A 23,544-nucleotide genomic window follows, 5' to 3' on the forward strand; every position below is an offset into this window, starting at 1 on the left:
CTAGTCATTGATACAGCAGGATAAATCCTGTGGTAATACCAATATACAAATATTTACTTTTCAAGGGAGTGGGCAACATCAAGAAATGATTGCTGCCAGCTATATTGGATTTTGGAAAAAAACCGCATTCATGAAGAAAGCGCTGATCTTGAGCAATATGGATCACACCTTCAAAAACACCCTGAATTGAGAGGTTACAAAGTCTTTACAATCTCTGAGGGAAAGAAGATGGTGGTGCTTTCTCTAGGCGAAAAGGAGAAAGGAAAGGAAGCCGATGTGTCTGATGTCAACATATCAAAAGTCGAAACAGAATGAACTGTGGTCATTCAAGCGAATGATTCAAGCAGGGGTCATGAGAAAAATCCTTATCTTTTGATCGCCTTGAATAAAATGGTAGGGAAGCTGTTTGTGAAAGATCAGAAGGGCAACACCTTCCAAAAAGCAGACGAAAACTAAAAAACAGGCCCGCTTGTGTTGCGCGCCTGTTTTTTTCACGTCTTTCATTTCATTTGCATCTCTGACTGATGGTTCGAAGGCTGTTTTTCCGGAATGGAATTTTGGCCGAAGAATAGACTGTAGACTCCGATGACGAGGCCGACATAAGCAACCGCTGAAACCGTCCAAATGAGTACTCTCTTATTTTTCAAGACGGATTCCTCCATTCCAGTTTTACCTTTTGCAGTCTGAGCGCGTTCAACACGACCGACACCGAACTGAACGCCATCGCCGCACCGGCTATCCATGGCGCTAAAAGCCCCAGTGCGGCAAACGGAATGCCGATACTGTTGTAAGCAAAAGCCCAGAAAAGGTTTTGTTTAATGTTTTTGATCGTCAGCCTGCTCATGCCGATCGCATCGGCGATGCTGTTTAAATCACCGCGGATCAAGGTAATGTCAGCAGCTTCCATTGCAACGTCAGCGCCTGTTCCGATGGCCATTCCGGTATCAGCCGCCGCAAGTGCGGGAGCATCATTGATGCCGTCGCCCACCATGGCGACTTTTTTGCCTTCCGCCTGGATTTTTTTCACTTCTTCCGCTTTTCCTTCAGGCAGAACTTCGGCAATGACATGATCAATTCCCGCTTCAGCTGCAATCGCTTCAGCCGTCTTCCGGTTGTCTCCGGTCATCATGATGACCTCGAGTCCCATACTTTTAAGCCTTCCCACGGCTGCTTTTGATGTATCTTTGATCGTATCAGCTACGGCAATCAGCCCGGCATAGCGTCCGTCAACAGCCATTAGCATCGCCGTCTTTCCTTGCTTTTCAAGCTTCTCCATCTCAGAGACGCCCTGCTGAATATCAATCCCATGCCGATCCATGAGGCGCCTTGTGCCGATGAAAATCCGCCTGTCGCTGACAGCGGCTTCGATACCGTATCCGGGTATCGCTTCAAAGCGGGCGGGATCGCTCAGTTCAATTCCCTTCTGTTTGATCCCTTCTACAATCGCTTCGGCAAGAGGATGCTCGGAATTTCTTTCTGCCGTCCCGGCCAGTTTGAGAAATTGTATTTCATCAATCCATGGCGCTGGACGGACATCGGTCAGCTGCGGCTTGCCATTTGTTACGGTTCCCGTTTTATCAAGCACGATCGTCTCTAAGCGGTGAGCCGTCTCCAAATGTTCGCCGCCCTTAAATAAAATGCCGTATTCAGCCGCACGGCCGGACCCCGCCATAATCGAAGTCGGTGTTGCCAGCCCGAGTGCACACGGACATGCGATCACGAGCACGGCGATCAGCTTTTCGAGCGCCGTGCCAAATTCGCCGGGACTGACAAACAAATACCAAACGAGAAACGTCATGATGGCGATCACAACGACAACCGGTACGAATACCCCGGAAATCCGGTCCGCGAGCCGCTGAATCGGCGCTTTTGAACCTTGCGCCTCTTCCACCACTTGAATGATTTGCGCCAAAGCGGTATCTTTTCCTACCTTTTCGGCTCTGACTTTTATAAATCCATTTTTATTGATTGTAGCCCCAATGACCGTATCTCCGACCGTTTTGTCAACGGGGATGCTTTCACCGGTAATCATTGACTCATCCAACGCTGAACGGCCTTCGACAATGTCTCCGTCCGCAGGAATTTTTTCTCCAGGTTTGACATACATGATATCGCCGGCCAAAACTTCTTCGATCGGCACGGTGATCTCTTCGCCGTTTCTGACGATGGTCGCCGTCTTCGCCTGCAGTCCCATCAGTTTTTTGATCGCTTCTGATGAGCGGCCTTTCGCTTTCGCTTCAAACAGCTTTCCTAAAATAATCAAGGTCAAGAGAATGGCGCTTGTTTCATAATAAAGCCCGTCTGCATGCTGATCGCTTCCAAGACTTTTCATACTTAAATAAAGGCTGTAAAAATAAGCGGCCGACGTTCCCAGTGCAACCAGCACATCCATGTTTGCACTTTTGTTTCGCAGCGCTTTATAGGCGCCGACGTAAAATTGTCTGCCGACGATAAACTGAACCGGCGTAGCCAAGGCGAATTGCACCCATGGGTCCATAAACATTTCCGGCAGCCATATAAATGACGTGAACTGGAAATGGCTGACCATCGCCCAAAGCAGAGGAAAGGATAAAACGGCGGAAAAAATAAATTTGCCGGTTTGATTTTGGATGTCTTTTTCTCTTTGCTCTGCCGCACTGTCCCGGCCGCGATCTGCTTTTAATACCATCTTGTAGCCGAGCCTATCTGCAGCCTCTCTCATATCCTCCAGAGAAACTGCGCCCGGATGATATTCGACTGCCGCCGTCTCAAGGGCAAAATTGACAGCGGCGCTTTTCACACCCGGCAGCTTGTTGAGGCGCTTTTCAATGCGATTTGCACATGCGGCACAGGTCATGCCTGAAATCGCAAACTCGGCTTTTTCGGCAGCTACTTGATAGCCGAGCGACTCAACCTTCTCAGCCAGCTGCCCGACTTCAATTTTAGCCGGATCATACACGACTTTGGATTTTTCCAGCGCCAAATTCACATTTGCGGCTTCAACGCCGTCCAGCCTTTTCAAGCCTTTTTCAATTCGCGCAGCACAGGCTGCACAGGTCATGCCTGATATTTGAAGAGTGGTTTCCTTTTGTCCATCCATGTTTCTCACTCCTTATATACCCCACGCAGGTATATATTCAGCCTCATTTAGACAGAAAAAACCGCGCTTTTGAAGCGCGCCGTTTTTTCTAGTCTGCGACATCATACCCCTGATCCTCAATCACATCAACGATCTCTGTCAGCGATACTTTGCCTGAATCAAATGATACGTCAACCTTGCCTGCGCTTAAATCCACCTTGACGGCTTCAACGCCGCTTAGCTTGCCGACGCTCCCTTCAACAGCCTGAACACAATGATTGCAAGACATACCTTCAACTTTCAGCGTTTTTTGTTCCATATTTAAAACCTCCTTATTTTCATATTACCATACCCCTGTAGGGTATTTCAAGAGAGCGAAACGATCTTATGATTTTGAAAACCGTTTAAATACATCAAGCAGCTCTTCAATCGCCGCTTCTCCTTCACCGCTCTTCACGGCGTTTGCCACACAGTGGTGTGTATGGTTTTCCAGCAGGCTGAAAGCCACCTTTTGCATGGCCGCTTGAACGGCAGAGATTTGAACTAAAATATCGACGCAGTACCGGTCGTCTTCAATCATGTTTTGAATGCCCCTGACTTGTCCTTCAATTCTTTTCAGCCGGTTTGTGATTTGTTCTTTTTCTTTGGAGCTTTTAGGGTTTAACGCATGGCCATCATGATCTGGCATCGGAACACCTCTCCTTCATGTATAGTTTTGCCACAATGTTCTTGATATCATTATAAAATCTAAACCAAAACATGTCTAAAAAAAGACAACCCCATTTTAGCACAGGGTCATCTTTTCTGTTTTTATCTGTTTAATGCTTTGAAAAATTCTCTCATAAATTCCGGCAGATTCGACCAGTCATGTCCTGAAACAAGATTCCCTTCCACATGCAGCTTTTCTTCGATATAAGTCGCGCCCGCCGCTTCGACTTCAGGTTTGCAGGCAATGTAAGCCGTCAGCTCGCGGCCTTGCAGATGTTCTCTCAGGCTTGTGAAAATCAGGCTCGCATGACAAATGGCGCCGACCGGTTTATTTTCTTCAAAGAAATGAGCGACAATTTTCAATAACGAATCATACATCCGGATGAATTCGGGTGCGCGGCCGCCCGGAATGATGATACCGTCATAATCGGAAGGGTCGATCTCATCGAATGAAGCGTGCGCATCAATTAAATATCCCGGTTTTTCGGTATATGTATCCCAGTCTAAGAAGTCATGGACAACCGTATGAATTTTTTTCTTCTCTGGTGCGGCAATCGTCGTTTCAAAACCTTCTTCAAGACAGCGGTAATAAGGATAGTACACCTCTAATGCTTCCACTGCGTCACCAGTTACAATCAAAACCTTCTTCGCCATCCAAAACATCTCCTTTCCTTTTTCCCCTTCTATTTTATCTGATGCGGCCCCTATTTTAAAACAAGGTGCTCAGTCTTTAGCCGACAACGGTGATCTGTTCCGTTTTCTCCTTCAGCGCCTCAAAACTGCCTTTGCCGATTCCTGAATCTGTGATGACCTTATACCCGTCATGGAGCTGATCAATTTGTGAAAAAGCCCGCTTGCCGAATTTGCTGCTGTCTGCCATTAAGATCGTTTGATCGGCGATATCGATCATTCGCTTTTTCAAGAGCGCCTGCCATTCGTTTGAATCGCTTAAGCCGTTTACAGGATCGACGCCTTTGCACGAAAGAAATGTTTTGTTGACGTGATACATGTCAAGAGAGCGCTCGGCCAGCGGTCCGACAAATGACATCGATTTCGGAAGGAGCATTCCTCCCGTTGAAATCACCGTCATTTTCTCTTTTTTGGAAAGCTCCAGCGCCACTCTGACTGAATTCGTAATGACAGTCAGCGGAATGTTCTCCAGCGTTTTTGCCATATACCACGCCGTCGTGCTGGCATCGAGGATGATCCGTTCTCCGCTTTCAACAAGCTTGACGGCTTCATATGCGATCATTTTCTTTTCAACGGCGTTTGTAATCTCCCGCTCCCGAAAATGAATCTCTGCTTCTTCAGTCTGTACAGTGACGGCGCCTCCATGGCTCCTTTTCAGTTTGTTCTCCTTTTCAAGCTTTTCCAAATCGCGCCTGATCGTTTCCTCCGTGACCGAAAACAGTTCACTCAGCTCGGTGACGCGTACGCTCGAACGCAGATTGACAAGCTCAACGATTTTTTGATGTCTTTCAGCTACAAGCATCCGTTTACTTCCTTCCTCTATAGAAAAATCATTGTTTCTTCCATAATAGCGCATCAGCGCCGTTCCTGGAAATGTTTTCAGCAGGAAGGGACACCGAGAATTTGTTCCTCATATGTTTAAAAGCCGCCCCCTAAATCTTAACATATTCAGGGACATATGTCTTTTGCGCACATGATGCTTTAATGGCCTGCGGCGCTTCCTGGACATCCGAGAACATTTCAAGTACTATGGCCTGAACGGCAATATGGCCGATCACACTCGCTTCAGAGGGTCCCGCCCAGACCTCCCTTGCCAATACATTGGCCGTGTACTGGCAAAACAGCTCATTATGAATGCCGCCCCCGACCATATGGAGCCCTTCGTATTGTTTTCCAATAAGCGATTCAATCCGTTCCAGCGCAAAGCTTTCCAGCACACAGCGGATGATCTCTCCCGGCGCTTCCGGTACTTCCTGGTCTGTGTTTCGGCAGTAGTTCTGAATTATCTCAGGCATATTGACAGGATTGAGAAACATGCTGTCATCCGGACCAATCGCTGATCTAAATCCAGCTGAACGTCCGGCAAGCTTCAAATACCGCAGTCCTTCTTTCTCCCAATCGGCTTGGCAGCGCGGAAAAGCCGCAATCCCATCATGTTTTTAAGAAAGCGGAATGTTTTTTGGCATCATTTCTCCGTTTATCAGGACCATATTCGACAGCAAAAAACCCTTGAAATCTCCCCTTTTAATCTTTTAATAGATCATCTCATGTTTTTTAAAGAGGGATAACGATGAACAGAAACACCATGCACCAGTCAAGCTGATCACCATGATATTTATGGTCTGCACGTTTTCCATCGGTTTAGCCGAATACGTCGTTATGGGTATATGAACCTCTATTTCGAAGGATCTCTCTGTCCCGATTTCATCTACCGGTCTATTGGTAACGGCCTATGCGTCTGAGAAAAGGCGTGTGGGAAACAGAACGGCTTTGACCGCAAAACGTGAGAAAAGCTGCCAGACTCAAGATCTGGCAGCTTTTTGCTTTTGCGATGTTGAATGGTTCGTTTTCAGCCCCGCTATCAGCAGCAGCAGACTGGCAGCTGCGTATGCGATTCCGAACCAGCCAAATACGGAAACCGATGACAACCTTTCTAGAAGAAAACCTGATAGAATAGGTCCGCAGGCCATTCCGGTGTATCTGATAAAGTTAAACATCCCTAACGCACTGCCTCTGTTATCCTCAAATTCGTTCGTCATCATTGTCGAGAACAGCGGCGGAATGAGCCCCATCGTGATACCAAAAAGGACGAGAGCGGCGGACATAAAGACAAGTGAGAATGAATGGGTGAAACCGAAAAAGACAATACTTCCGGCCGCCGTTAGATTGCCGTACAAAAACAGGCGTCCGAGCGATACTTTCTTTTGGATCCATTTAAACAGCATACTGCCGGCAATTGTACTGACCGCTATCGGCAAATAAAGCAAACCGACGATTTTCAGGTCAAGATGGTAGCTGTCCGTTAATAAAATCGGCAGGTATACGATAATGGAAAAATAAATGAAAAAGATGAGAAAGCTTAAAATCAAAATCGCATTTCCCGTCCTGTTTTTGAATATGTCCGTATAGTGTGACATGAGTTTGTTTGCGGTCATATTCGCTTTCTTCCCCGTGTCCTCACGCGGAAAGTAAAATGCATTTGCCAAAAGCAGAATGACGGACAGCCCGGTCAGAAACCAAAAAATACCCGGATAATTATAGCGCTCGCCGATGAATCCTCCAAGTATCGGCGCCGCTGCTGGCGCCACCGAAAGCAGCATTTGATACGTTCCCATCGCACTGCCCCGCTTCGTTCCTTCGAATAAACCGCCGATTGTTGTCGCTGCGATAAGAGGCAGCGCGGCTGTTCCAACCGCTTGCAGCACCCTGAAAATAAGAAACAGTGTAAAATCCTGAGCGGCGGCGCAGCCGATGCTGGCAATGACGGTTATGACGATGCTTGCCATCATCACAAATCTCGCACCTTTAAAATCAACAATCGATCCAAGAATGATCTGCATAACCGCCGTAATAAAAATAAACAGCGAAACAGACAGGTTCACCATCGAAACCGATACATGAAACGAATCTCTGATTAAAGGAATAATGGGTGAATAAATATTTTGATTTAACGATGCAAAAAACGCGCTTATACACACTAAGTACAAAATGAATGAAGAGCTTAATTTCAAGGGTTTCATTTAAAACCGCCTGCCTTATTTTTGTTTATTCGTTAATAATATGCATAGAACAACCCGGAAAATCGTTTACCAGTTAACAAAAATAATTGTAACTCTGCTCTTTCTAATTGTCAACAATGAAACCTTTTAATCATTTTAAGATTTTTTACACATTTTTAACATTTCTCTCTCTACCGCCCTATTATAAAGGATCTACCTGCACATTCCTGATAAAATATCCTCAAATTAGGGAAGAAAAGTTACGAATATTTTCATATTTTGAATTTGAATTGTGTTGACAGCTGGAAAAGTTAGGGATAAAATGACTATTGTTTACTAGTAAACTTTAAATCTTTAACCGGTTTTATTTTGAGCTCATACTTATCATTTCCATACCCCTTCACCACGACTCGCATCATCGCTGTATTCTTCACGATCCATACTGAAATGAGACCAGCCTATTCCCAGCTCTATAAGCCGCCTTATATACATCATTGATTGCAAAAGAAGTCATTCTATGTTCGCTAAGGAGGAAATCAATGACAGAGCTTATGATTGAGAGCAAACACAGGCCATTCAAAACCGAAACTTTATCTCAAAACTGCCATGACATTTTGAAGCGCAAACGCCATGTTCTCATTGGCATCAGCCCGTTTAACAGCCGATTCTCTGAAGATTATATTGATCGGCTCATCGGCTGGGCCGTCCATGAATTTCAAGACGTGTCCGTGCTTTTGGCAGGAAAGGAAGCAGCCAATCTTCTTGAAGCGCTCGGCACTCCAAAAGGAAAGGCTGAACGAAAAGTGAGGAAAGAAGTCTCACGGAACCGGAGATTTGCGGAAAGAGCACTTGAGGCGCATGGCGGGAATCCCGAAGCGATCCATACATTCTCCGATTTCACGGATCAGGCCGCATACCATCACTTGCGGATGGAAGTCGAAGATGCCTTTTTTGAACAGCCTCATTTCCGTAAAGCTTGCTTAGAGATGTCGAATGCGGCTATCCTTGGACGGGCCCGCGGCACTCAGATGGATATTCAAGACGTCAGTCAAGCCATGCTTGATCTCGCTGTTGAATATGTCATCGCTGAACTCCCGTTTTTCATCGCCGCTCCGGATATTTTAGGCGTGGAAGAGACACTTCTTGCTTATCACCGCCCCTGGGAGCTCGGCGAACAGATATCCAGAAATGAATTTTCCGTAAGAATGCGTCCGAATCAAGGGTATCTTATGGTTTCTGAACTGGACGAAAGTGTGGAATCTAAAAGCATGCAGGAGGAACGAGTATGAATCAATCGCTTAAAACATTCAGCGTGTTGTCTGAACAATACCATGAGGATCCTTACAAATACTTCTCTTATCTGCGGGAGACAGATCCTGTCCACTATGAGGAATTGCTTGACAGCTATTTCCTCAGCCGATATGAGGACGTTCGCCATGTGCTCCAACATCAGGATGTCTTTACGACAAAGTCGCTTGCCAAACGAGCCGAACCTGTCATGCGCGGACCTGTTCTGGCCCAAATAAAGGGCAAAGAACATACGGCAAAACGAAGGATTGTTCTGCGGCGTTTTATCGGCGAGTCCCTTGAGCACCTTACTCCGCTGATTAAAGAGAATGCCGAAAGGCTTTTGGCGCCGCATCTCGACAAAGGGCGGATCGACCTTGTCAATGATTTCGGAAAAACCTTCGCTGTTTGCGTAACCATGGATATTTTAGGTTTGGACAAGAACGATCACAAAACGGTCAGAAATTGGCACAGCGGTGTCGCCGATTTCATTACCAGTTTGAATCAGTTGCCTGAAGACCGTGAGCATTCCCTTAAATGCAGTGAACAGCTCGCAGAATATTTGAATCCGATCATCGCGGAAAGACGTGAAAATCCCGGACAAGATTTAATATCAATCCTTTGCACTTCAGAATACGAAGGTGTAGCGATGTCAGACAGAGATATCCGCGCACTGATTCTCAACATATTGCTTGCTGCAACAGAGCCTGCGGATAAGACGCTCGCTTTGATGATCTATCATTTGCTGCATCATCCAGATCAAATGAATGATGTGCTGGAAGACCGTTCACTTGTGCCGAAGGCGATCGCTGAAACATTGCGTTATAAGCCGCCGGTGCAGCTCATTCCGCGGCAGCTGTCCCAAGACGCGGTCATCGGCGGTGTCGAACTGAAAGAGGGAACGACCGTATTTTGTATGATCGGCGCCGCAAATCGTGATCCTGAAGCATTTGAACATCCGGATGAGTTCAACATTCACCGCGGCGATCTTGACGTCAAAAGCGCATTCAGCGGCGCGGCGCGGCACGTCGCATTCGGCTCAGGCGTCCACAACTGTGTAGGAGCGGGCTTTGCCAAGACAGAGATAGAACTTGTCGCAAACATCGTCTTGGATCAAATGCGAAATATCAAACTGGAGAAAAACTTCATTTATCGCGAGACAGGGCTTTACACGCGCGGCCCCGTCTCGCTCCGGATTCTGTTTGATCCCAAACGTTAGCTTTTTCAAAAAACCTCCTCCTCCCAAGAGGAGGTTTTTGCTTCATTGATGCTTGCCAGCTCATCAAATCCATCCCCGCCTTCAATAACATTTGAAAGCTCGTGGCATTGAACGATTTTGTAATCGTCCAGCTTAAAAATGGCGATTAATTCAATCCTCCCGCAATTCCCGCTCTTTTTGACAACCTCAACCGTATATCTTAATGTTGCGGTTTGAAGGTCTTCATCAAATAGGAATTCATGAAAAGGAGAAACCGTTATAGATTCAGCAACCTCCTTCAACGCCAGCATGTGGTCAGTAAGTTCAGCAAGGTCAATTTTGTTGCCGTCGGTTATTTGAATATACCGGCTGCTGAAATAATCAGGAATTTTTTCGACATTCATTTCTGAAACAATATCTTGATACATTTGGCTTAAAAATTGTTTTGCTTCATTTTTATTCATCGGCTTACCTCTCTCAGATGTATTTTGACCATTCATTTAAAAACCGGGTGACCGTTTGCAGCTCAGACTCTGAAAATTGCTCGAACAGCTCGATGTAGCGCTGCTTCGCTATTTCATGCATGCGGTCATGAACCTCGGCCAGTTTTTTGCCTTCCTCTGTCAAGGTGTAATACAATTCTTTGTTGTTGTGTGGTTTTTTGTGAGATTCGATCATCTGGTGCTTCATGAGAACATTGACGGCTTTTGTAATGGCTGCCTTTGAAACATGCAATTGTGCAGCAAGAGATGCGTTGTTGACATGGGCTTCGCTCTCATTAATGATCGAAACAATATGAAGCTGTGTCAGGGTCCAATGTTTACGCATGGGATCATCGGCTTTAAACGCTTCCTTTGCAAGTGCCTGCTGTTCATGCTGAGCCCGTTTTTCTCTTCTTAGGATAAAATCCTGAACGGCTTGAAATGCTTGTTCATACGCGCTGTTTTCCACTCTTTTCATTCCCTTTCATGACATTGTTAACTGGTTAACTATTAAATAGTTTACCAGTTAACAATTAATTTTTCAAGCCCCATTTTCCCAGCAAAAAAGCATATGATACGGCTTCACCAGCCGTATCATATGCTTTAGATTGTTGACAAAATCCTAAAACGGTTTAAAGTTTTAGGATTTTGTCATCCTTTCAGCGTGACCCGAAACCTTTGCAGTCTAGGAAAGACGAGCATAGGGCTTTCACAGGACGTGATGACGGCGGCGTCCAGGCAGGACGCCTGAGCGATTAGCCGCCGTTCCTTCCTTGATTCGTGAGCACCGACGCGCAGGCCTGACAACGAATGCGAGGGTTTGTCGACACGCTGAAGCATATGATACGGCTTCACCAGCCGCATCATATGCTTACAGTTTACGTGATAAAACGAGCTTTTCCATCCTGTTGGGTAATAAACGTCATCACAACGGTTCGCCGTTATTGGCGGACAGAGGGGATCATAATCTCGGCAGCCCGGCGAGGCCGGCTATTCACGCGAGCTGCATGATACAGGCTCTTCTCTCACCTAATTCCCTTTCCGGCACCGTGGAGCGTCAAGCGGGTGCCCGGAATCTGATCTTCAGCAGCTGGATTCACGGGCGTTCCAAACTCCCCGTACAGGCTGTAGTATCCGCCGCGCTCCTTCCTCAAGGAGATATCGTTTCTTTCTGAAAGGCCATGCGCCCTCAGCCAATCCGGCTTTCCCGCTTGCGTTTGCATGCCCTTTGACGGCAAGCTCCCTTCAGCGTTCACAGGCTCCACGTCTAGATCCCGGATCTATAAATGCTTCTCCATTTAAAGTCCCCCCGAGGCAGGCAGTGAAAGAAACCGTAAATTGGCTTGTTATCATATTAAACAAACCGAAACCGCAAGCCGATCTTACGGTTTTCATTTAAACACTATACATATCAGGCGAAACGTTTTTTTCCTCCACAAATCGATCGATGGCTTCTAATGCTCGTTTTGCCCCGCCGGATTCGCGAAAACTGTCTTTTATTTTGTGAATGCCTCGGGTATAGCTTTCAGTTGATAATACTTCGCTTACCGCTGCTTTCAATGATTCGGGGCTGACCTTGTCCTCAGCCAATGGATAACCGGCCCCAAGTTCTGCTAAACGCTTGGCGACGATAGGCTGGTCTTTGTCATGGGGAATGACGACAAGCGGCACTTCGAAATGAATCGCTTCGTTCACACTGTTCATCCCGCCATGGGTGATAAAAGCATCCGCTTGTTTTAGCACTTCTAATTGGGGGACATAAGGAGAAATGATAAAGTGATCGGGCGCTTTTTTGAGCTGATGATGATCCGTTTTTTCTCCGGCGGCAATGACCACTTTGCCTTTAAAATCAGAAAATGCGTCAATGCAAGTATTGAAAAACGCTTCTTTATTGTCAAGAATCGTTCCCATCGAAATATACAGGACCCGCTCTCCTTCGAGAGCTTCAAACGGGAACCTATCCGAACTTTTCCGCTCCGGGAAGGTCGGGCCGACAAAGACGTATTGATCGCCGAACAGTTCACTTTCCGGCTGAAAATAGCGGCTCGTGCAAACGATGTTCAATTCGGCGTCATTTCTCATAAACTGCACCGGGCTTTCCGGTTCTACGCCGTATTGCTCTTCGATCTCCCTCATTAGAACTTCAACTTCCGGGTCCCCTTGAGCGGCTTTGATCGGCCCGTGGGATTTCATAAATTCTTCATTGAATAAAAATGAGGCTGACGAAGAAATCCCCGGAACCCCCAAGTAATCCCGCACCAGCTTGCCTGCGCCGAACGTATCGTAATAAACAAAATCAAATTCGATCTCATCTGCCAATTGCTTGACGATACGCAAAGTATCTTGGGCAATCCGAATAAAAAGTTTCAGCACTGAATCTTCGCCTTTCAACATCCCCATTAAATCAGGCTGCAGATGGACATTGACGCCGACACCTTCAAGCCTTTCTTTGAATTTGTCAGTTGTAATATAGTGAACATTGTCTCCTCTTTCCACAAATGCTTTTGCGATGCCGAGAGTCGGATTAACGTGCCCCTCTGCCGGAACATTGATCATTAAAACGTTTGCCATGTTCTTTCACTCCTTTCTCTATGAAAAATTTTACAAATAAAACCGGCTGCTGTCTTCCAACTAAAGTCTGAAAGTGCAGGGGCATTTAGCAGGAGGCATGCAGAACGGTTTTGTTCATCCGGGCAAACAGGGTAAAATGAATATGCGGGACATGCATCATTACATATCACAACCAAATCAAGAGAGGAGAATGAAAATGGATAGGATTCGCACAGGATTGTTAGGATACGGGTTGTCGGGATCGGTTTTTCATGCGCCTTTATTATCGGTTTTAAACGAGTTTGAGATAAGAAAAGTGATGACTTCGAAAAAAGAACAAGTCACGCAAGACTTGCCGGGGGCGGAAGCCGTCAGTTCGATCGAAGAAATTGCAGGTGATCCGGCCATCGACCTCGTGATCGTGACAACGCCGAGCGGACTTCATTTTGAAATGGCGAAAGAATGCCTTCTTGCCGGAAAGCATGTCGTCTTGGAAAAGCCGATGACGGCAACGGCTGAAGAAGCAGAAGAATTAATTGCGGCAGCCAAAGAAAAAGGCGTCCTCCTCAGCGTATACCACAACAGAAGATGGGACAACGACTTTTTGACAATCAAACAGCTGATCAAGGAAGGGCGCCTGGGAGAAGTAAACACGTTCCATGCCTCCTACGATCGCTTCCGGCCGAATGTCAGACAGCGCTGGAGAGAGCAAAAAGGCCCGGGCTCCGGTGCGCTCTATGATTTGGGATCACACTTGATTGACCAGGCGCTTCATTTATTCGGCATGCCAAACGGTGTGACAGCTAAAGTGACGGCTCAACGGGAACATGCCGAAACAGACGATTATTTCCATGTTGTGCTGCATTACGATAAACTCCAAGTGATTCTGCACTCTGGCTCGATCGTTCCGGAAAACGGCCCCCGCTATCAGGTTCACGGATCTAAGGGCAGCTTTATCAAATACGGCATCGATGGCCAGGAGGAAGCGCTCAGAGCCGGCAAAAAACCGAGCGGCGATGCTTGGGGAAGAGATACAGCCGAGTTCTACGGAAAGTTAACCGTGATCGACGGGGATGATGTCAAAAAAGAAACCGTGGAGACACTGCCAGGCTCTTACTTAACCTATTACAAGGAGATTGCATCAAGTATTCTTGAAGGCGGCAAACTGCCAGTCACCGCTGAGGAAGGCCTCTCCGTCATTCGGATCATCGAAGCCGCACAAAAAAGCAGCGATACGAAAAAGACCGTTTTCATAAACGGATAAAGTAAAACCGCGGATCACTTCCGCGGTTTCAGATTGTTGACAAAATTCTAAAATGAGTTTTAAGATTTTGTCATCCTTTCAGCGTGATTGAAAACCTTTGCAGTCTAGGAAGGTCGAGCATCGGAGCGGAGCGAATGTTGGAATTCGTGAGCACCGACGCGCAGACCTGACATCGAATGCGAGGGTTTGTCGACACGCTGAAACCGCGGAGCACTTCCGCGTTTTTTTTAAAATGTCCGCCCCAGTTCCTTCGCCCGGGCGATCGCATTTTTTTTGATTTCCTCTGCTTTATCAGGCTCTGCGTTATGTCCTTCTATAAATAAACCTTCAAATGACGGAACCCCGAAAAACTGCATCATGATGCTGATATAGCGGTGGCCCATTTCAAGATCGGCCGCCTGCCCTTCCGAATAGTAGCCGCCTCTCGCCTGGATGTGCAGCGCTTTTTTGTCCGTTAACAGCCCGATCGGACCTTGCTCCGTATATTTAAACGTTTTCCCTGCTACAGCAACCGCATCAAAATAGGCTTTCATCACCGGGGGAAAAGAGAAATTCCATAGCGGTGTGACAAATACATATTTGTCTGCTGCGACAAATTGTTCGCTCAGCTCATTCAGACGGCCGACCTTGGCTTTTTCATCCTCAGAAAGCTGATCAAAACCCGAACCCGACTGAAGCTTACCCCACCCGCTGAAAACATCTGCATCAATTTGCGGAATGTTTTCCCGATAAAGATCGAGATGGATCACCTCATCATCCCGATGCGCCTCTTTGTAAGAATCAATAAATGCTTTTCCCGCCGCCATGCTGTAAGAGGCTCTTTCATCATGAGGGTGTGCTGTAATATAAAGAGTTTTCACCATTTCTGCAACCTGCCTTTCTTTTGTTGTTTGTTAGTATGAGAAACGTCCCGACAAATATTCAGAAAGCCGAAAAAAAGGCGATATCACTTCTAAGTTTGTCCATTGCTAAATCATTTTTTTCGTATAAAATATATCATTCTTATTTCACATTAAAAGGAAGTATCAAAATGCTAAAAAACAAAAACGAGTATAAAAATTTGCCGCGCCTATGGTCTGAATTAGCTTATGCAGGAGAAAAACGGGTTCCCCAGCCAATCGATTCGACAGCAGGTTCATGGCCGACCTTTTTCTTAAAAAGGGATCAATTCGGCGATTTCCTGGATCCTGACGGATGTCCCATCGCTTTTGACATCCGTCACCCTGATACAATCGACTTTGAAGGTGAAGAGCTCGAAAATGTGAGGCAAATCTTAAAAAACCTCACTCCTGAACAAATTACGATGGCCGAATACTGGGGGTCGGGTCCTGCGACGAAGCAATGGACGCCGATCATTGACCGTCTGATTGATACGTACGATTTAACGCCTGCAAGAGCAGCCAGATTGCTCGCGAACGTCCAGGCTGCCATCAACGATACATTTGTTGTCGTCTGGTACTTCAAATACCGCTGGGAAATTCCGCGACCGAATCAGCTAGATCAAAAGCTCCGCACCATCATTTGCACGCCCAAATTTCCCGCATACCCTTCAGGCCACGCCGGTATTTCCGGCTGTGCGGAAGTCGTTTTAAGCTATTATTTCCCGACTGAAGCGGTGAGATTGAGAGAGCTTGCTGAGGAAAACGCGATGTCAAGAGTGTACGGCGGTGTTCATTACAATGTAAATGGTGAAGGAGGCCTCAGACTTGGAAGACAAATCGGCCGCATCATCGTCAACGAACTGAAAAACCAGCGTGATTCAGACATGGTCAGAATAGACATTCCGGAATTAGAAGATCGCCAGGCGGACCTTCCTCCGCCGCCTTACAGACAAGTGATTCCGTTTCCAAGGGGACGCGAGTGCAGTTCATTGCTTGATCCGAGAGAGGATCCGTCCGCAAGATAAAAAAGAAGGGATAAAAGATGAGCTCTTTTATCCCTTTGTTGCGTTTTCTTCTTCATTCAATTTTTCAAGTCTCAGCCGAACGTCTTCTTCAGACAGACCGTGCTCTTGTACATACAGATTTCGCGGATGAATCCGGCATTCATGAGTACAGCCGCGCAAATAGCGGTGTTCATTTTCTTCCGAGCACAAAATTTGCTTGTTGCATTCCGGATTAGCACAGTTGACATACCGTTCACACGGTTCATCTGTGAAATAATCCCTGCCGACAATGACGTGCTCTTTTTGATTGACAGGAACGCTGATTCTTTCATCAAAGACATAGCACTGACCGTCCCAAAGTTCACCTTGTACTTCAGGATCTTTTCCATAGGTAACGATCCCGCCGTGAAGCTGGGAAACATCTTCAAAGCCTTCTTTTTTCAGCCAGCCGGAAAATTTCTCACAGCGGATTCCGCCTGTACAGTATGTCAAAATTTTCTTTCCTTCAAGCTTTTCTTTGTTGCTGCGGATCCATTCAGGCAAATCGCGGAATGCTTTAATATCAGGTCTGACCGCTCCGCGAAAATGGCCCAAATCATACTCGTAGTCATTCCGGGCATCCACGACAATCGTGTCTTCACTCCGCATGGCTTCATAGAATTCTTTTGGTTCGAGATAGTTTCCCGTTAGTTCATTCGGGTCAACATCATCTTCAAGACGAAGCGTTACTATCTCATCACGATGACGGACATGCATTTTTTTGAATGCGTGCTGTTCCGCCTCATCTATTTTAAACACCATATCCTCAAAACGGGGATCGTTTTTCATTTCGTTCATATATTGCTCCGTCTGTTCCACCGTTCCGGATACAGTCCCGTTTATTCCTTCACTTGCCACAAGGATGCGCCCCTTCAATCCTAAGTCTTTGCAGAATTGAAGATGATCTTGTGCAAACTGTTCAGAATTGTCGATATGAACATATTTATAGTACAACAATACTCGGTATTGATTTTTCATGTTATCCTAACCACCTATCTGTCACTTTCTTTATGCGAATTAAATTATGGAATTATAAACCATTTATATTATAAAAACCCTCAGTCATATTCAAACAAAACCTTGTCATCATTTCAATACAGCCGCTTGGATATTCCATCAATCAAATGTTAAGAATTCTATCACTTATCATGATTTTATGCAAGCAAACCAGCTTTGCATTAAAGGTTTTCTAATAGATTTGTGATAAATTCCCAAAATCCCGGGACATCTTGACATAGGAGCATGTCCGCTTTTTCACAAATTTTCATTTTCAGCTCTTGTTCAAGGTCATCCCTTTCTTGATAGGATGTGTTTCTTAATTTGTTCTTGATCATCGGTGTAAAGCTTTCCAGCAGTTTCTCAATATCTTCATTGTGCAGGTTCAATTTTATCTTTCCCCTTCCCCTTTAGAATTCAGCATATTTCTGATTTTTTCTATTGCCCTTTTGTGAATTTTGGAAATATTTTGTCTCGATTCGCCTAAAGAGTCAGCTATTTCCTGCATGGAAGCGCCATGAAGGTAGATTTGCGTCAGCACTTCCCTTTGTTTACGCGTCAATTGCAAAAACGCCTCATAAATACTTTGATCCTGAAGATGCTTGCTTAAATCTTCCTCCCCGTTTAAATAATCGTCAAATGCATCCCCGCGAGGAGGCTCTGTGATGTTTGAATCCCCGTCAACGATCAGCGGAAAGCGCTGCCGGTTTTTTCTTACTCTTTTATCAAAATCGACAGAAAATATCCGGATCATTGAGTTGACATATTTAATAATCCGGATATCTTTGTAAAATTGCTTAAACTCAAGATCAAGAAATTCTGCCTCCTCTGAATCCGGATGCTCCATGACATGACGAAAAAGCCGATCACACCGGGGATCGCTTAAAAAATGCTTCACAAGCGGATGCTCTGTGATCTCCTTCATTTTCGAACGCAGCAAAGCTTGATCAATCATAAAAAACCGCCTCCTATTTATTTAAATGAAAGAAATGAAAAAAAAGTAAACTCATTTCTTCTATTAACATGCAAACATAAGTTCTATTTTAAAGAAAATAGTTCTTTGCTTACATTTTTCTTACTTTTGTCACTTATTAACATAGGAGGTGGTTTAGATGGACTCAGCATTCATTGAAGAAGCCGCAAAGCAAATCGGCAATATCGGCTTTCCGGCTGTCTTGTCTCTTTACCTTTTGACCCGGTTTGAAAAGAAAATTGATGAACTGATCGACTTAATGAAAGAAAAAAACGGCTCGGTTGATTGACATCCACCCACGTTCTTTCACTTAACATGACAGAAGGGGAAAACGAAAGGCCTTTCAGCACTCCTTTCATTCTGAAGAAAGAGGGGATATTCACAATGGAAAAAAGCAAACAAATTCCAGATCCGATCAGAGGAGAAAAAGGAGCGAAAACGAAAATTCCTCACAATATTGAGCGCGATCGCCAAAATCCTGACATGCTCGCTCCGCCTGAAACAGATCACGGAACCGTATCAAACATGAAGTTTTCATTTTCCGATGTCCACAACCGCCTGGAAAACGGCGGATATGCCCGGGAAGTAACGGTTCGCGAACTGCCGATTTCAGATAAACTTGCATCAGTCAATATGAGGCTGAAGCCTGGCGCCATCAGAGAGCTGCACTGGCATAAGGAAGCCGAATGGGCTTATGTGATCTATGGATCGGCACGGATTACAGCTGTCGATCAAGACGGCAGAAATTTTATTGAGGATGTGAAGGCAGGCGATTTATGGTATTTCCCGTCAGGAATTCCGCATTCGCTCCAAGGACTCGAAGACGGCTGTGAATTTATACTCGTCTTTGACAACGGATCTTTCTCTGAAAACAGCACCTTCCAGGTGACGGATTGGCTGGCACATACGCCTGATGATGTTATTGCTGGAAACTTCGGCATTTCAGAAGAAGTCATTGCATCTCTTCCTTCAAAAGAAAAATATATTTTCCAAAAAACAATTCCCGGACTGCTTGAGAAAGACAAAGTCGACAGCCCGAACGGAACGGTTCCGGAATCTTTCAGCTACAAATTGCTTGAACAGGAGCCGATTGTTTCAAACGGCGGCAAAGTGTGGATTGCCGATTCCACGAACTTTAAAGCTTCGAAAACAATTGCTGCTGCCTTGGTGGAAGTGGAACCCGGCGGGATGAGGGAACTGCACTGGCATCCGAATACAGACGAGTGGCAGTACTACATTTCAGGAGAGGCGAAAATGACGGTCTTCGCGGCTGACGGACATGCGCGGACATTTGATTACCAGGCGGGCGATGTCGGCTATGCACCGTTTGCGATGGGGCACTATGTCCAAAATACAGGCGATACGCCGCTGCGATTCCTTGAAATTTTCAAAGATGATCATTATGCAGATGTGTCTTTAAATCAATGGCTTGCGCTCGTTCCCGATGAGCTTGTCCGCGAACACCTTGATGTGGGCGATGAATTTATGCAAACGCTTTGCAAAGTGAAGCACCCGGTCGTTAAATTTGAAGAAAAATAGCCATCCAGGCTTGCAGAAAGCATATTTCTGCAGGCCTTCCGCTTTTACATACATATCATGAGAGGAGCTGTCAGCACCATGAAACCATTCGCAGTATTCTGTTTATCGGTCATTTTCGTTTTTATTGCCCACTTTCTCGGCATCTCGATCTTATTTCACCTGCCGGGCGCGTTTTATCAGTCGGCCGGATCGCTGCTTCTTTTTACGATGCTGTATGTCGGTCTGTCTTTCTTAATTGAGCCGGCCGAAAAGCTGATTATATCTCTCCTCAAATTGATCAGCCTCAATAAATGGGCCGCTTTTTTTGCCGCCGAGATGACCACGATTCTATTTTTATGGACAGTCGTCTTTGCCGCGGATGAATTATTGGAGGATATTTTACTGACGACTTCGGCTGAAGTCCTAATTGCCGTTTCGTTTTTCGCAGTCGATAAATGGCTTTATCCGCAGCTGCAGAAGTTCAATACAATCAGCTAAATCATGTTATAAAGTTTTGCGGATGTCTCCCTTTTATTTCAATGAAACATGTCTGCCAACTTTATCATTTGCATGAATGTTATAAACTGGATGTACAAAGTGAAAAGGAGGTTTTCTCTAATGAAAAAAGTGAATTTCAGACAGGGAATGACCTTCAAAGAAATCGGCGAACAGATGCAAAGCTATGTGACCGCTTATTGGAAAAAAACGCTAGACGATCATCAGGAAGCGTTTTTAAAAGCGTTTCCCGAAATGGAGGATGCGACTTATGGCCTTTACTTGGATAAACTGCTGCCGCCGGTATTTGAAAGCCTTGAACAATCCGGCTTCATAACGATTCAAGATCCGAGAAAAGGCGATTTTTTCATCGGAAAAGGTTTGAATTTTAGACACTCCATGGAAAAATGGGGAGCTGAAAACTGCCGCTCAAGGGTGTTTTGGGCGGTCATCGGTGATCAGCAGCAAAAGCCGATCGGCACACTGCTCTTTGATTTCTTCCACTCCCATGCCGGATTTGACGTACCTCTTGCCCCGCAGATTTACACGTTGGAAGAAACGGAAAGAGACCGGATTGTTGCCGCAGTGAAACAGATAAAGGAGACATAATACCAGCGCTTAAAGAAGGAAGTCCAGATTAGCTGCAATGGTTTTTGTAGTCACATTCACCGTCCAGGTTTTGCTCACGATCTTGAACAAAGAATGGCTTGCCTCGGCTTTCATCCTCAACTTCCTGATGTCGTTTACGGCCGTTTTGTTCTTAACAATCGGTGTAAAAAAATTAATCAAATGAGAGGCATAAGCTGCAGCCGCTGGGTCATCCAGCGGTTTTTTTCTTACACTACATTATATGTTGCAACCAACCGCCCCGCCGATTCGTTATGTATAAGACCAAAATCATCCATAAGGGAGAAAATCATGAGGACATTCGAAATATTATTAACTCTACTGTCTTTTATCATGCTGTTTCAGCAAAAAATGCCGAGAAAGCTCGCGGCGGCGATTGGATTTGCAAGCATGGGCGTGTTGGCCGGACAGCTCTTTTTTGAAGGGTACAGATGGCAAATGTTTTTTGTCTATTTGATTTCCGCCGCCCTCGCTTTTACAGCAATCTTTGGAAAAAGGCTTCAGATCAGGATGTGGAAGCCGCTGAAATATGGTTTATATGTTCTCACATTCGCCATGCTGGCGATCTCCGCATTCCTGTCTGTATACCTTCCTGTTTTTGATTTACCGAAGCCTGACGGCGCCTATTCGGTCGGGACGAAAACGTTTCATTTAGTTGACCGGGACAGAGAAGAAACGCTGACGAAAGATCCGCACGATAAAAGAGAACTGATGGTTCAGGTGTGGTACCCCGCACAACATACGAATGATCAGAAGCAGTCACCCCTCTTCCCTGATGATCAAAACACATTTCATCGGTATATCGGGGCATTCGCCGCTGAATTCAATCTTCCGGCATTTGCTTTGGACTATTGGCGTTATATCAAAACCAACTCATACGAAAACGCCGAGATTTCGCCAACCGAAGACCGTTATCCGGTCGTCGTGATCAGCCACGGTTTCGGAACAAGCCGGCTGCTGCATGCTTCTCAGGCCGAGAATCTGGCAAGCCACGGATTTATCGCGGTGGCGATCGATCATACGTACAGCACGATGGCAACGGCTTTTCCCGACGGACGGGTGACAGGCTTAACAACTGAACAATATATGAACGGTGTTTCCGAAAATAGCGGTAAGCTGGGGAACATCTGGACGCAGGATGCCGGCTTTGTCATCAATCAATTAGAAAAACTGAATGACGGCGACTTTAAGGGGAAACTCGATATGAACAACATCGGTATGATGGGGCATTCATTTGGCGGTGCGACTGCTTTTAATGCCGCATATACGAATCAAAAAATCAAAGCCGGCATCAATATGGACGGTTCACTATACGATGTAGACGGCAAACAAGCGATTTCAAAGCCGTTTCTGTTTATGGAATCTAGCGACTTTCTAAAAATAAGGGACAAGGCGATGAGCGGCAACATTTCTGATGAAGAAATCAAAAATTCAGGTCTAACGAAAGAAGAGTTTAACAAAATGATTGAGGAAAGAAAAAAGGAATACAAGATCATCGATCAAGCTTCAATGGTTTACATCAAAGGAGCGGCTCATTACAATTTCACAGACTTTCAGCTTTATTCAAAGCTTTTGCAGCAAATCGGCATGACGGGGAAAATCGATGGCGAACGAGGCGCAGACATCGTGAACCAGTATGTTGTGGATTTTTTCAACAAGCATTTAAAAGGAACCGGCGGCGATTTGATCAGCAAGCCGAATCAGGCTTATCCCGAGGTGAAGTTTCCGAAGGAATAAACTGAAAATCACGGGATGGGTGCCGCCAGTGAAAGTGGTGCCCTCTGCTGATATTTATAACGTCATTAGAAAATACCTCATGCAATGACTGTCTGAACGAACGAAAATGCAGCTAAGGGACCGAACGGGGACTTTTCTCGAGACGTGATACTGCATTTCTTTACATCATATCTTTTTGCGTTTTCTGACAAAAAACCAGACTCATCAGTCCGCGGCGGCTTTCGCTTTTTTTAGAGTGATTCAAGTTTCTCCTTTGCTTTCAGCCGTCACTCCTTCCCTTGCATGAATATCAAACAGGAAAAACAGCCTATTGCAAATGATTCTTTTTCATGGATGATCAGGGTTTATTCACCAATATGGAGATGATGCTTGAAAAGCTGGAAAAGTTAATATTATATATCATTATCCTCTGATCGTTTTTTAATAATAGAGTAAACAAAAGAGAAAGGGATGAGAAAACAAACAAAGACCACACTTCCTATAATGAAGGCTTCACTGTTACTACTACTATCTGGACCGAACTTTGCCAAAAGTGCCAGAATAGTGCCAATCAAGGCAGAAAGGATAACAACTCTGTAATAGCCGCCCGGCTTTTTCTGTTCTTTTGCATTATCATACTCATCAACAGAAATTTTGAGATTCAGCCAACCTAAAACAACCATAGTAAGAATAAATAATAACCATAATGGGTTGTCTGTAGCTTCCATAACCCCTTCTGTCAGCATCTCATAAAGTAAAATTGCTAATATCCCTACCGTTTGAACAGTAAAGGCAATCCGTATATTTTTCAAATGTTGTATTTGCAATCGTTCATCTTTAATCTTCTTCATGTAACTGCTCCTCCTTGCTCATCCAAAATATTTCATCCAACGACTTATTCACTGCATAACATATCTCTAAGCACAAATTTAGCGTGGGGTTATACTTACCTTTCTCAATCAAGCTAATGGTTTGCCGAGTGACACCCACTTTTTCCGCTAATTGTTGCTGTGTTAAGTCTACTTGAACACGAGCTATCTTCACTTTATTCTTCACCTA

27 protein-coding genes are annotated in these 23,544 nt (G+C 45.3%); 9 read left to right on the forward strand and 18 right to left on the reverse strand.

All coding sequences use genetic code 11. From position 1 onward, the window contains the following. Nucleotides 1–500: 500 nt before the first annotated feature. The 8 genes from BTA30_RS23345 to BTA30_RS08550 all read right to left on the reverse strand — a co-directional run bounded on the left by BTA30_RS23345 (nucleotide 501) and on the right by BTA30_RS08550 (nucleotide 7,476). On the reverse strand, nucleotides 501–647 hold the full coding sequence (locus BTA30_RS23345) for a hypothetical protein (RefSeq protein ID WP_164470223.1): 147 nt from the start codon (nucleotides 645–647) through the stop codon (nucleotides 501–503). Beyond that, nucleotides 644–3,079, reverse strand: coding sequence for a heavy metal translocating P-type ATPase (locus tag BTA30_RS08520; RefSeq protein ID WP_076760814.1), 2,436 nt, complete (start codon nucleotides 3,077–3,079; stop codon nucleotides 644–646). The genes BTA30_RS23345 and BTA30_RS08520 overlap by 4 nt, the downstream gene beginning before the upstream one ends. 88 nt (nucleotides 3,080–3,167) lie before the next feature. Continuing rightward, nucleotides 3,168–3,377: a copper chaperone CopZ gene (gene copZ / locus BTA30_RS08525; protein ID WP_076760815.1), complete on the reverse strand. Its 210-nt coding sequence runs from the start codon at nucleotides 3,375–3,377 to the stop codon at nucleotides 3,168–3,170. 66 nt (nucleotides 3,378–3,443) lie between these two features. Then, nucleotides 3,444–3,746, reverse strand: coding sequence for a copper-sensing transcriptional repressor CsoR (csoR, locus tag BTA30_RS08530; RefSeq protein ID WP_076760816.1), 303 nt, complete (start codon nucleotides 3,744–3,746; stop codon nucleotides 3,444–3,446). Between the two features lie 122 nt (nucleotides 3,747–3,868). Further along, on the reverse strand, nucleotides 3,869–4,420 hold the full coding sequence (locus BTA30_RS08535) for a DJ-1/PfpI family protein (protein ID WP_076760817.1): 552 nt from the start codon (nucleotides 4,418–4,420) through the stop codon (nucleotides 3,869–3,871). A 76-nt stretch (nucleotides 4,421–4,496) separates the two neighbouring features. Then, nucleotides 4,497–5,258, reverse strand: coding sequence for a DeoR/GlpR family DNA-binding transcription regulator (locus tag BTA30_RS08540; protein ID WP_076760818.1), 762 nt, complete (start codon nucleotides 5,256–5,258; stop codon nucleotides 4,497–4,499). A 130-nt stretch (nucleotides 5,259–5,388) separates the two neighbouring features. Then, entirely contained in the window at nucleotides 5,389–5,829 is a 441-nt protein-coding gene (locus BTA30_RS08545; protein ID WP_076760819.1) for an FGGY-family carbohydrate kinase, read from the reverse strand. A gap of 429 nt (nucleotides 5,830–6,258) precedes the next feature. Then, nucleotides 6,259–7,476: an MFS transporter gene (locus BTA30_RS08550; RefSeq protein WP_076760820.1), complete on the reverse strand. Its 1,218-nt coding sequence runs from the start codon at nucleotides 7,474–7,476 to the stop codon at nucleotides 6,259–6,261. A 518-nt stretch (nucleotides 7,477–7,994) separates the two neighbouring features. Here BTA30_RS08550 and BTA30_RS08555 point away from each other — a divergent pair. Further along, nucleotides 7,995–8,744, forward strand: coding sequence for a tRNA-dependent cyclodipeptide synthase (locus BTA30_RS08555; RefSeq protein ID WP_076760821.1), 750 nt, complete (start codon nucleotides 7,995–7,997; stop codon nucleotides 8,742–8,744). After that, the gene (cypX, locus tag BTA30_RS08560) at nucleotides 8,741–9,961 is read left to right on the forward strand and encodes a pulcherriminic acid synthase (RefSeq protein ID WP_076760822.1); all 1,221 of its coding nucleotides are present in this window, start codon (nucleotides 8,741–8,743) and stop codon (nucleotides 9,959–9,961) included. Before BTA30_RS08555 ends, cypX begins: the two co-directional genes overlap by 4 nt. A gap of 5 nt (nucleotides 9,962–9,966) precedes the next feature. Here cypX and BTA30_RS08565 read toward each other — a convergent pair whose 3' ends face one another. The 4 genes from BTA30_RS08565 to BTA30_RS08580 form a co-directional block, all read right to left on the reverse strand. Continuing rightward, a complete protein-coding gene (locus tag BTA30_RS08565; RefSeq protein ID WP_076760823.1) occupies nucleotides 9,967–10,404 on the reverse strand; it encodes a metallopeptidase in 438 nt (145 codons plus the stop codon). Between the two features lie 13 nt (nucleotides 10,405–10,417). Then, nucleotides 10,418–10,891, reverse strand: coding sequence for a MarR family transcriptional regulator (locus tag BTA30_RS08570; RefSeq protein WP_076760824.1), 474 nt, complete (start codon nucleotides 10,889–10,891; stop codon nucleotides 10,418–10,420). Between the two features lie 556 nt (nucleotides 10,892–11,447). Beyond that, complete coding sequence (locus BTA30_RS08575; protein WP_076760825.1) at nucleotides 11,448–11,687, reverse strand: hypothetical protein; 240 nt, start codon at nucleotides 11,685–11,687, stop codon at nucleotides 11,448–11,450. A gap of 130 nt (nucleotides 11,688–11,817) precedes the next feature. Then, nucleotides 11,818–12,993: a macrolide family glycosyltransferase gene (locus BTA30_RS08580; protein ID WP_076760826.1), complete on the reverse strand. Its 1,176-nt coding sequence runs from the start codon at nucleotides 12,991–12,993 to the stop codon at nucleotides 11,818–11,820. 196 nt (nucleotides 12,994–13,189) lie between these two features. On the opposite strand from BTA30_RS08580, the gene BTA30_RS08585 reads away from it, so the two are divergent. Then, a complete protein-coding gene (locus BTA30_RS08585) occupies nucleotides 13,190–14,236 on the forward strand; it encodes an oxidoreductase (RefSeq protein ID WP_076760940.1) in 1,047 nt (348 codons plus the stop codon). Between the two features lie 227 nt (nucleotides 14,237–14,463). On the opposite strand, the gene BTA30_RS08590 is transcribed toward BTA30_RS08585, so the two are convergent. Next, entirely contained in the window at nucleotides 14,464–15,099 is a 636-nt protein-coding gene (locus BTA30_RS08590) for an FMN-dependent NADH-azoreductase (RefSeq protein WP_076760827.1), read from the reverse strand. 167 nt (nucleotides 15,100–15,266) lie between these two features. Here BTA30_RS08590 and BTA30_RS08595 point away from each other — a divergent pair, with 167 nt between their 5' ends. Beyond that, entirely contained in the window at nucleotides 15,267–16,142 is an 876-nt protein-coding gene (locus tag BTA30_RS08595) for a vanadium-dependent haloperoxidase (RefSeq protein WP_076760828.1), read from the forward strand. 27 nt (nucleotides 16,143–16,169) lie between these two features. On the opposite strand, the gene trhO is transcribed toward BTA30_RS08595, so the two are convergent. From trhO to BTA30_RS08610, 3 genes are all read right to left on the reverse strand, one after another. Beyond that, entirely contained in the window at nucleotides 16,170–17,138 is a 969-nt protein-coding gene (trhO, locus tag BTA30_RS08600) for an oxygen-dependent tRNA uridine(34) hydroxylase TrhO (RefSeq protein ID WP_076760829.1), read from the reverse strand. A gap of 200 nt (nucleotides 17,139–17,338) precedes the next feature. Then, nucleotides 17,339–17,545, reverse strand: coding sequence for a sigma-O factor regulator RsoA (gene rsoA / locus BTA30_RS08605; protein WP_076760830.1), 207 nt, complete (start codon nucleotides 17,543–17,545; stop codon nucleotides 17,339–17,341). A 2-nt stretch (nucleotides 17,546–17,547) separates the two neighbouring features. Then, a complete protein-coding gene (locus tag BTA30_RS08610) occupies nucleotides 17,548–18,111 on the reverse strand; it encodes a sigma-70 family RNA polymerase sigma factor (RefSeq protein ID WP_076760831.1) in 564 nt (187 codons plus the stop codon). A gap of 157 nt (nucleotides 18,112–18,268) precedes the next feature. Here BTA30_RS08610 and BTA30_RS08615 point away from each other — a divergent pair, with 157 nt between their 5' ends. From BTA30_RS08615 to BTA30_RS08635, 5 genes are all read left to right on the forward strand, one after another. Beyond that, nucleotides 18,269–18,418, forward strand: a complete 150-nt coding sequence (locus BTA30_RS08615) for a YvrJ family protein (protein ID WP_076760832.1) — start codon at nucleotides 18,269–18,271, stop codon at nucleotides 18,416–18,418. 95 nt (nucleotides 18,419–18,513) lie between these two features. Beyond that, entirely contained in the window at nucleotides 18,514–19,668 is a 1,155-nt protein-coding gene (locus BTA30_RS08620) for an oxalate decarboxylase family bicupin (protein WP_076760833.1), read from the forward strand. A gap of 78 nt (nucleotides 19,669–19,746) precedes the next feature. Then, nucleotides 19,747–20,145 carry a YrvL family regulatory protein gene (locus BTA30_RS08625; protein WP_076760834.1) on the forward strand — a complete coding sequence of 133 codons (399 nt, stop codon included), beginning with the start codon at nucleotides 19,747–19,749 and terminating at the stop codon, nucleotides 20,143–20,145. A 120-nt stretch (nucleotides 20,146–20,265) separates the two neighbouring features. After that, nucleotides 20,266–20,751, forward strand: a complete 486-nt coding sequence (locus BTA30_RS08630; RefSeq protein ID WP_076760835.1) for a DUF6022 family protein — start codon at nucleotides 20,266–20,268, stop codon at nucleotides 20,749–20,751. A 309-nt stretch (nucleotides 20,752–21,060) separates the two neighbouring features. After that, the gene (locus BTA30_RS08635; RefSeq protein ID WP_076760836.1) at nucleotides 21,061–22,506 is read left to right on the forward strand and encodes an alpha/beta hydrolase family protein; all 1,446 of its coding nucleotides are present in this window, start codon (nucleotides 21,061–21,063) and stop codon (nucleotides 22,504–22,506) included. Between the two features lie 392 nt (nucleotides 22,507–22,898). On the opposite strand, the gene BTA30_RS08640 is transcribed toward BTA30_RS08635, so the two are convergent. Together BTA30_RS08640 and BTA30_RS08645 are read right to left on the reverse strand one after the other, a co-directional pair. After that, a complete protein-coding gene (locus BTA30_RS08640) occupies nucleotides 22,899–23,336 on the reverse strand; it encodes a hypothetical protein (RefSeq protein ID WP_076760837.1) in 438 nt (145 codons plus the stop codon). Beyond that, the gene (locus tag BTA30_RS08645; RefSeq protein ID WP_076760838.1) at nucleotides 23,323–23,541 is read right to left on the reverse strand and encodes a helix-turn-helix transcriptional regulator; all 219 of its coding nucleotides are present in this window, start codon (nucleotides 23,539–23,541) and stop codon (nucleotides 23,323–23,325) included. The genes BTA30_RS08640 and BTA30_RS08645 overlap by 14 nt, the downstream gene beginning before the upstream one ends. Between the last annotated feature and the right edge of the window lie 3 nt (nucleotides 23,542–23,544).

Origin of the sequence: Bacillus swezeyi, assembly GCF_001969815.1 — a bacterium.
In the GTDB taxonomy this organism is placed as follows: domain Bacteria; phylum Bacillota; class Bacilli; order Bacillales; family Bacillaceae; genus Bacillus; species Bacillus swezeyi.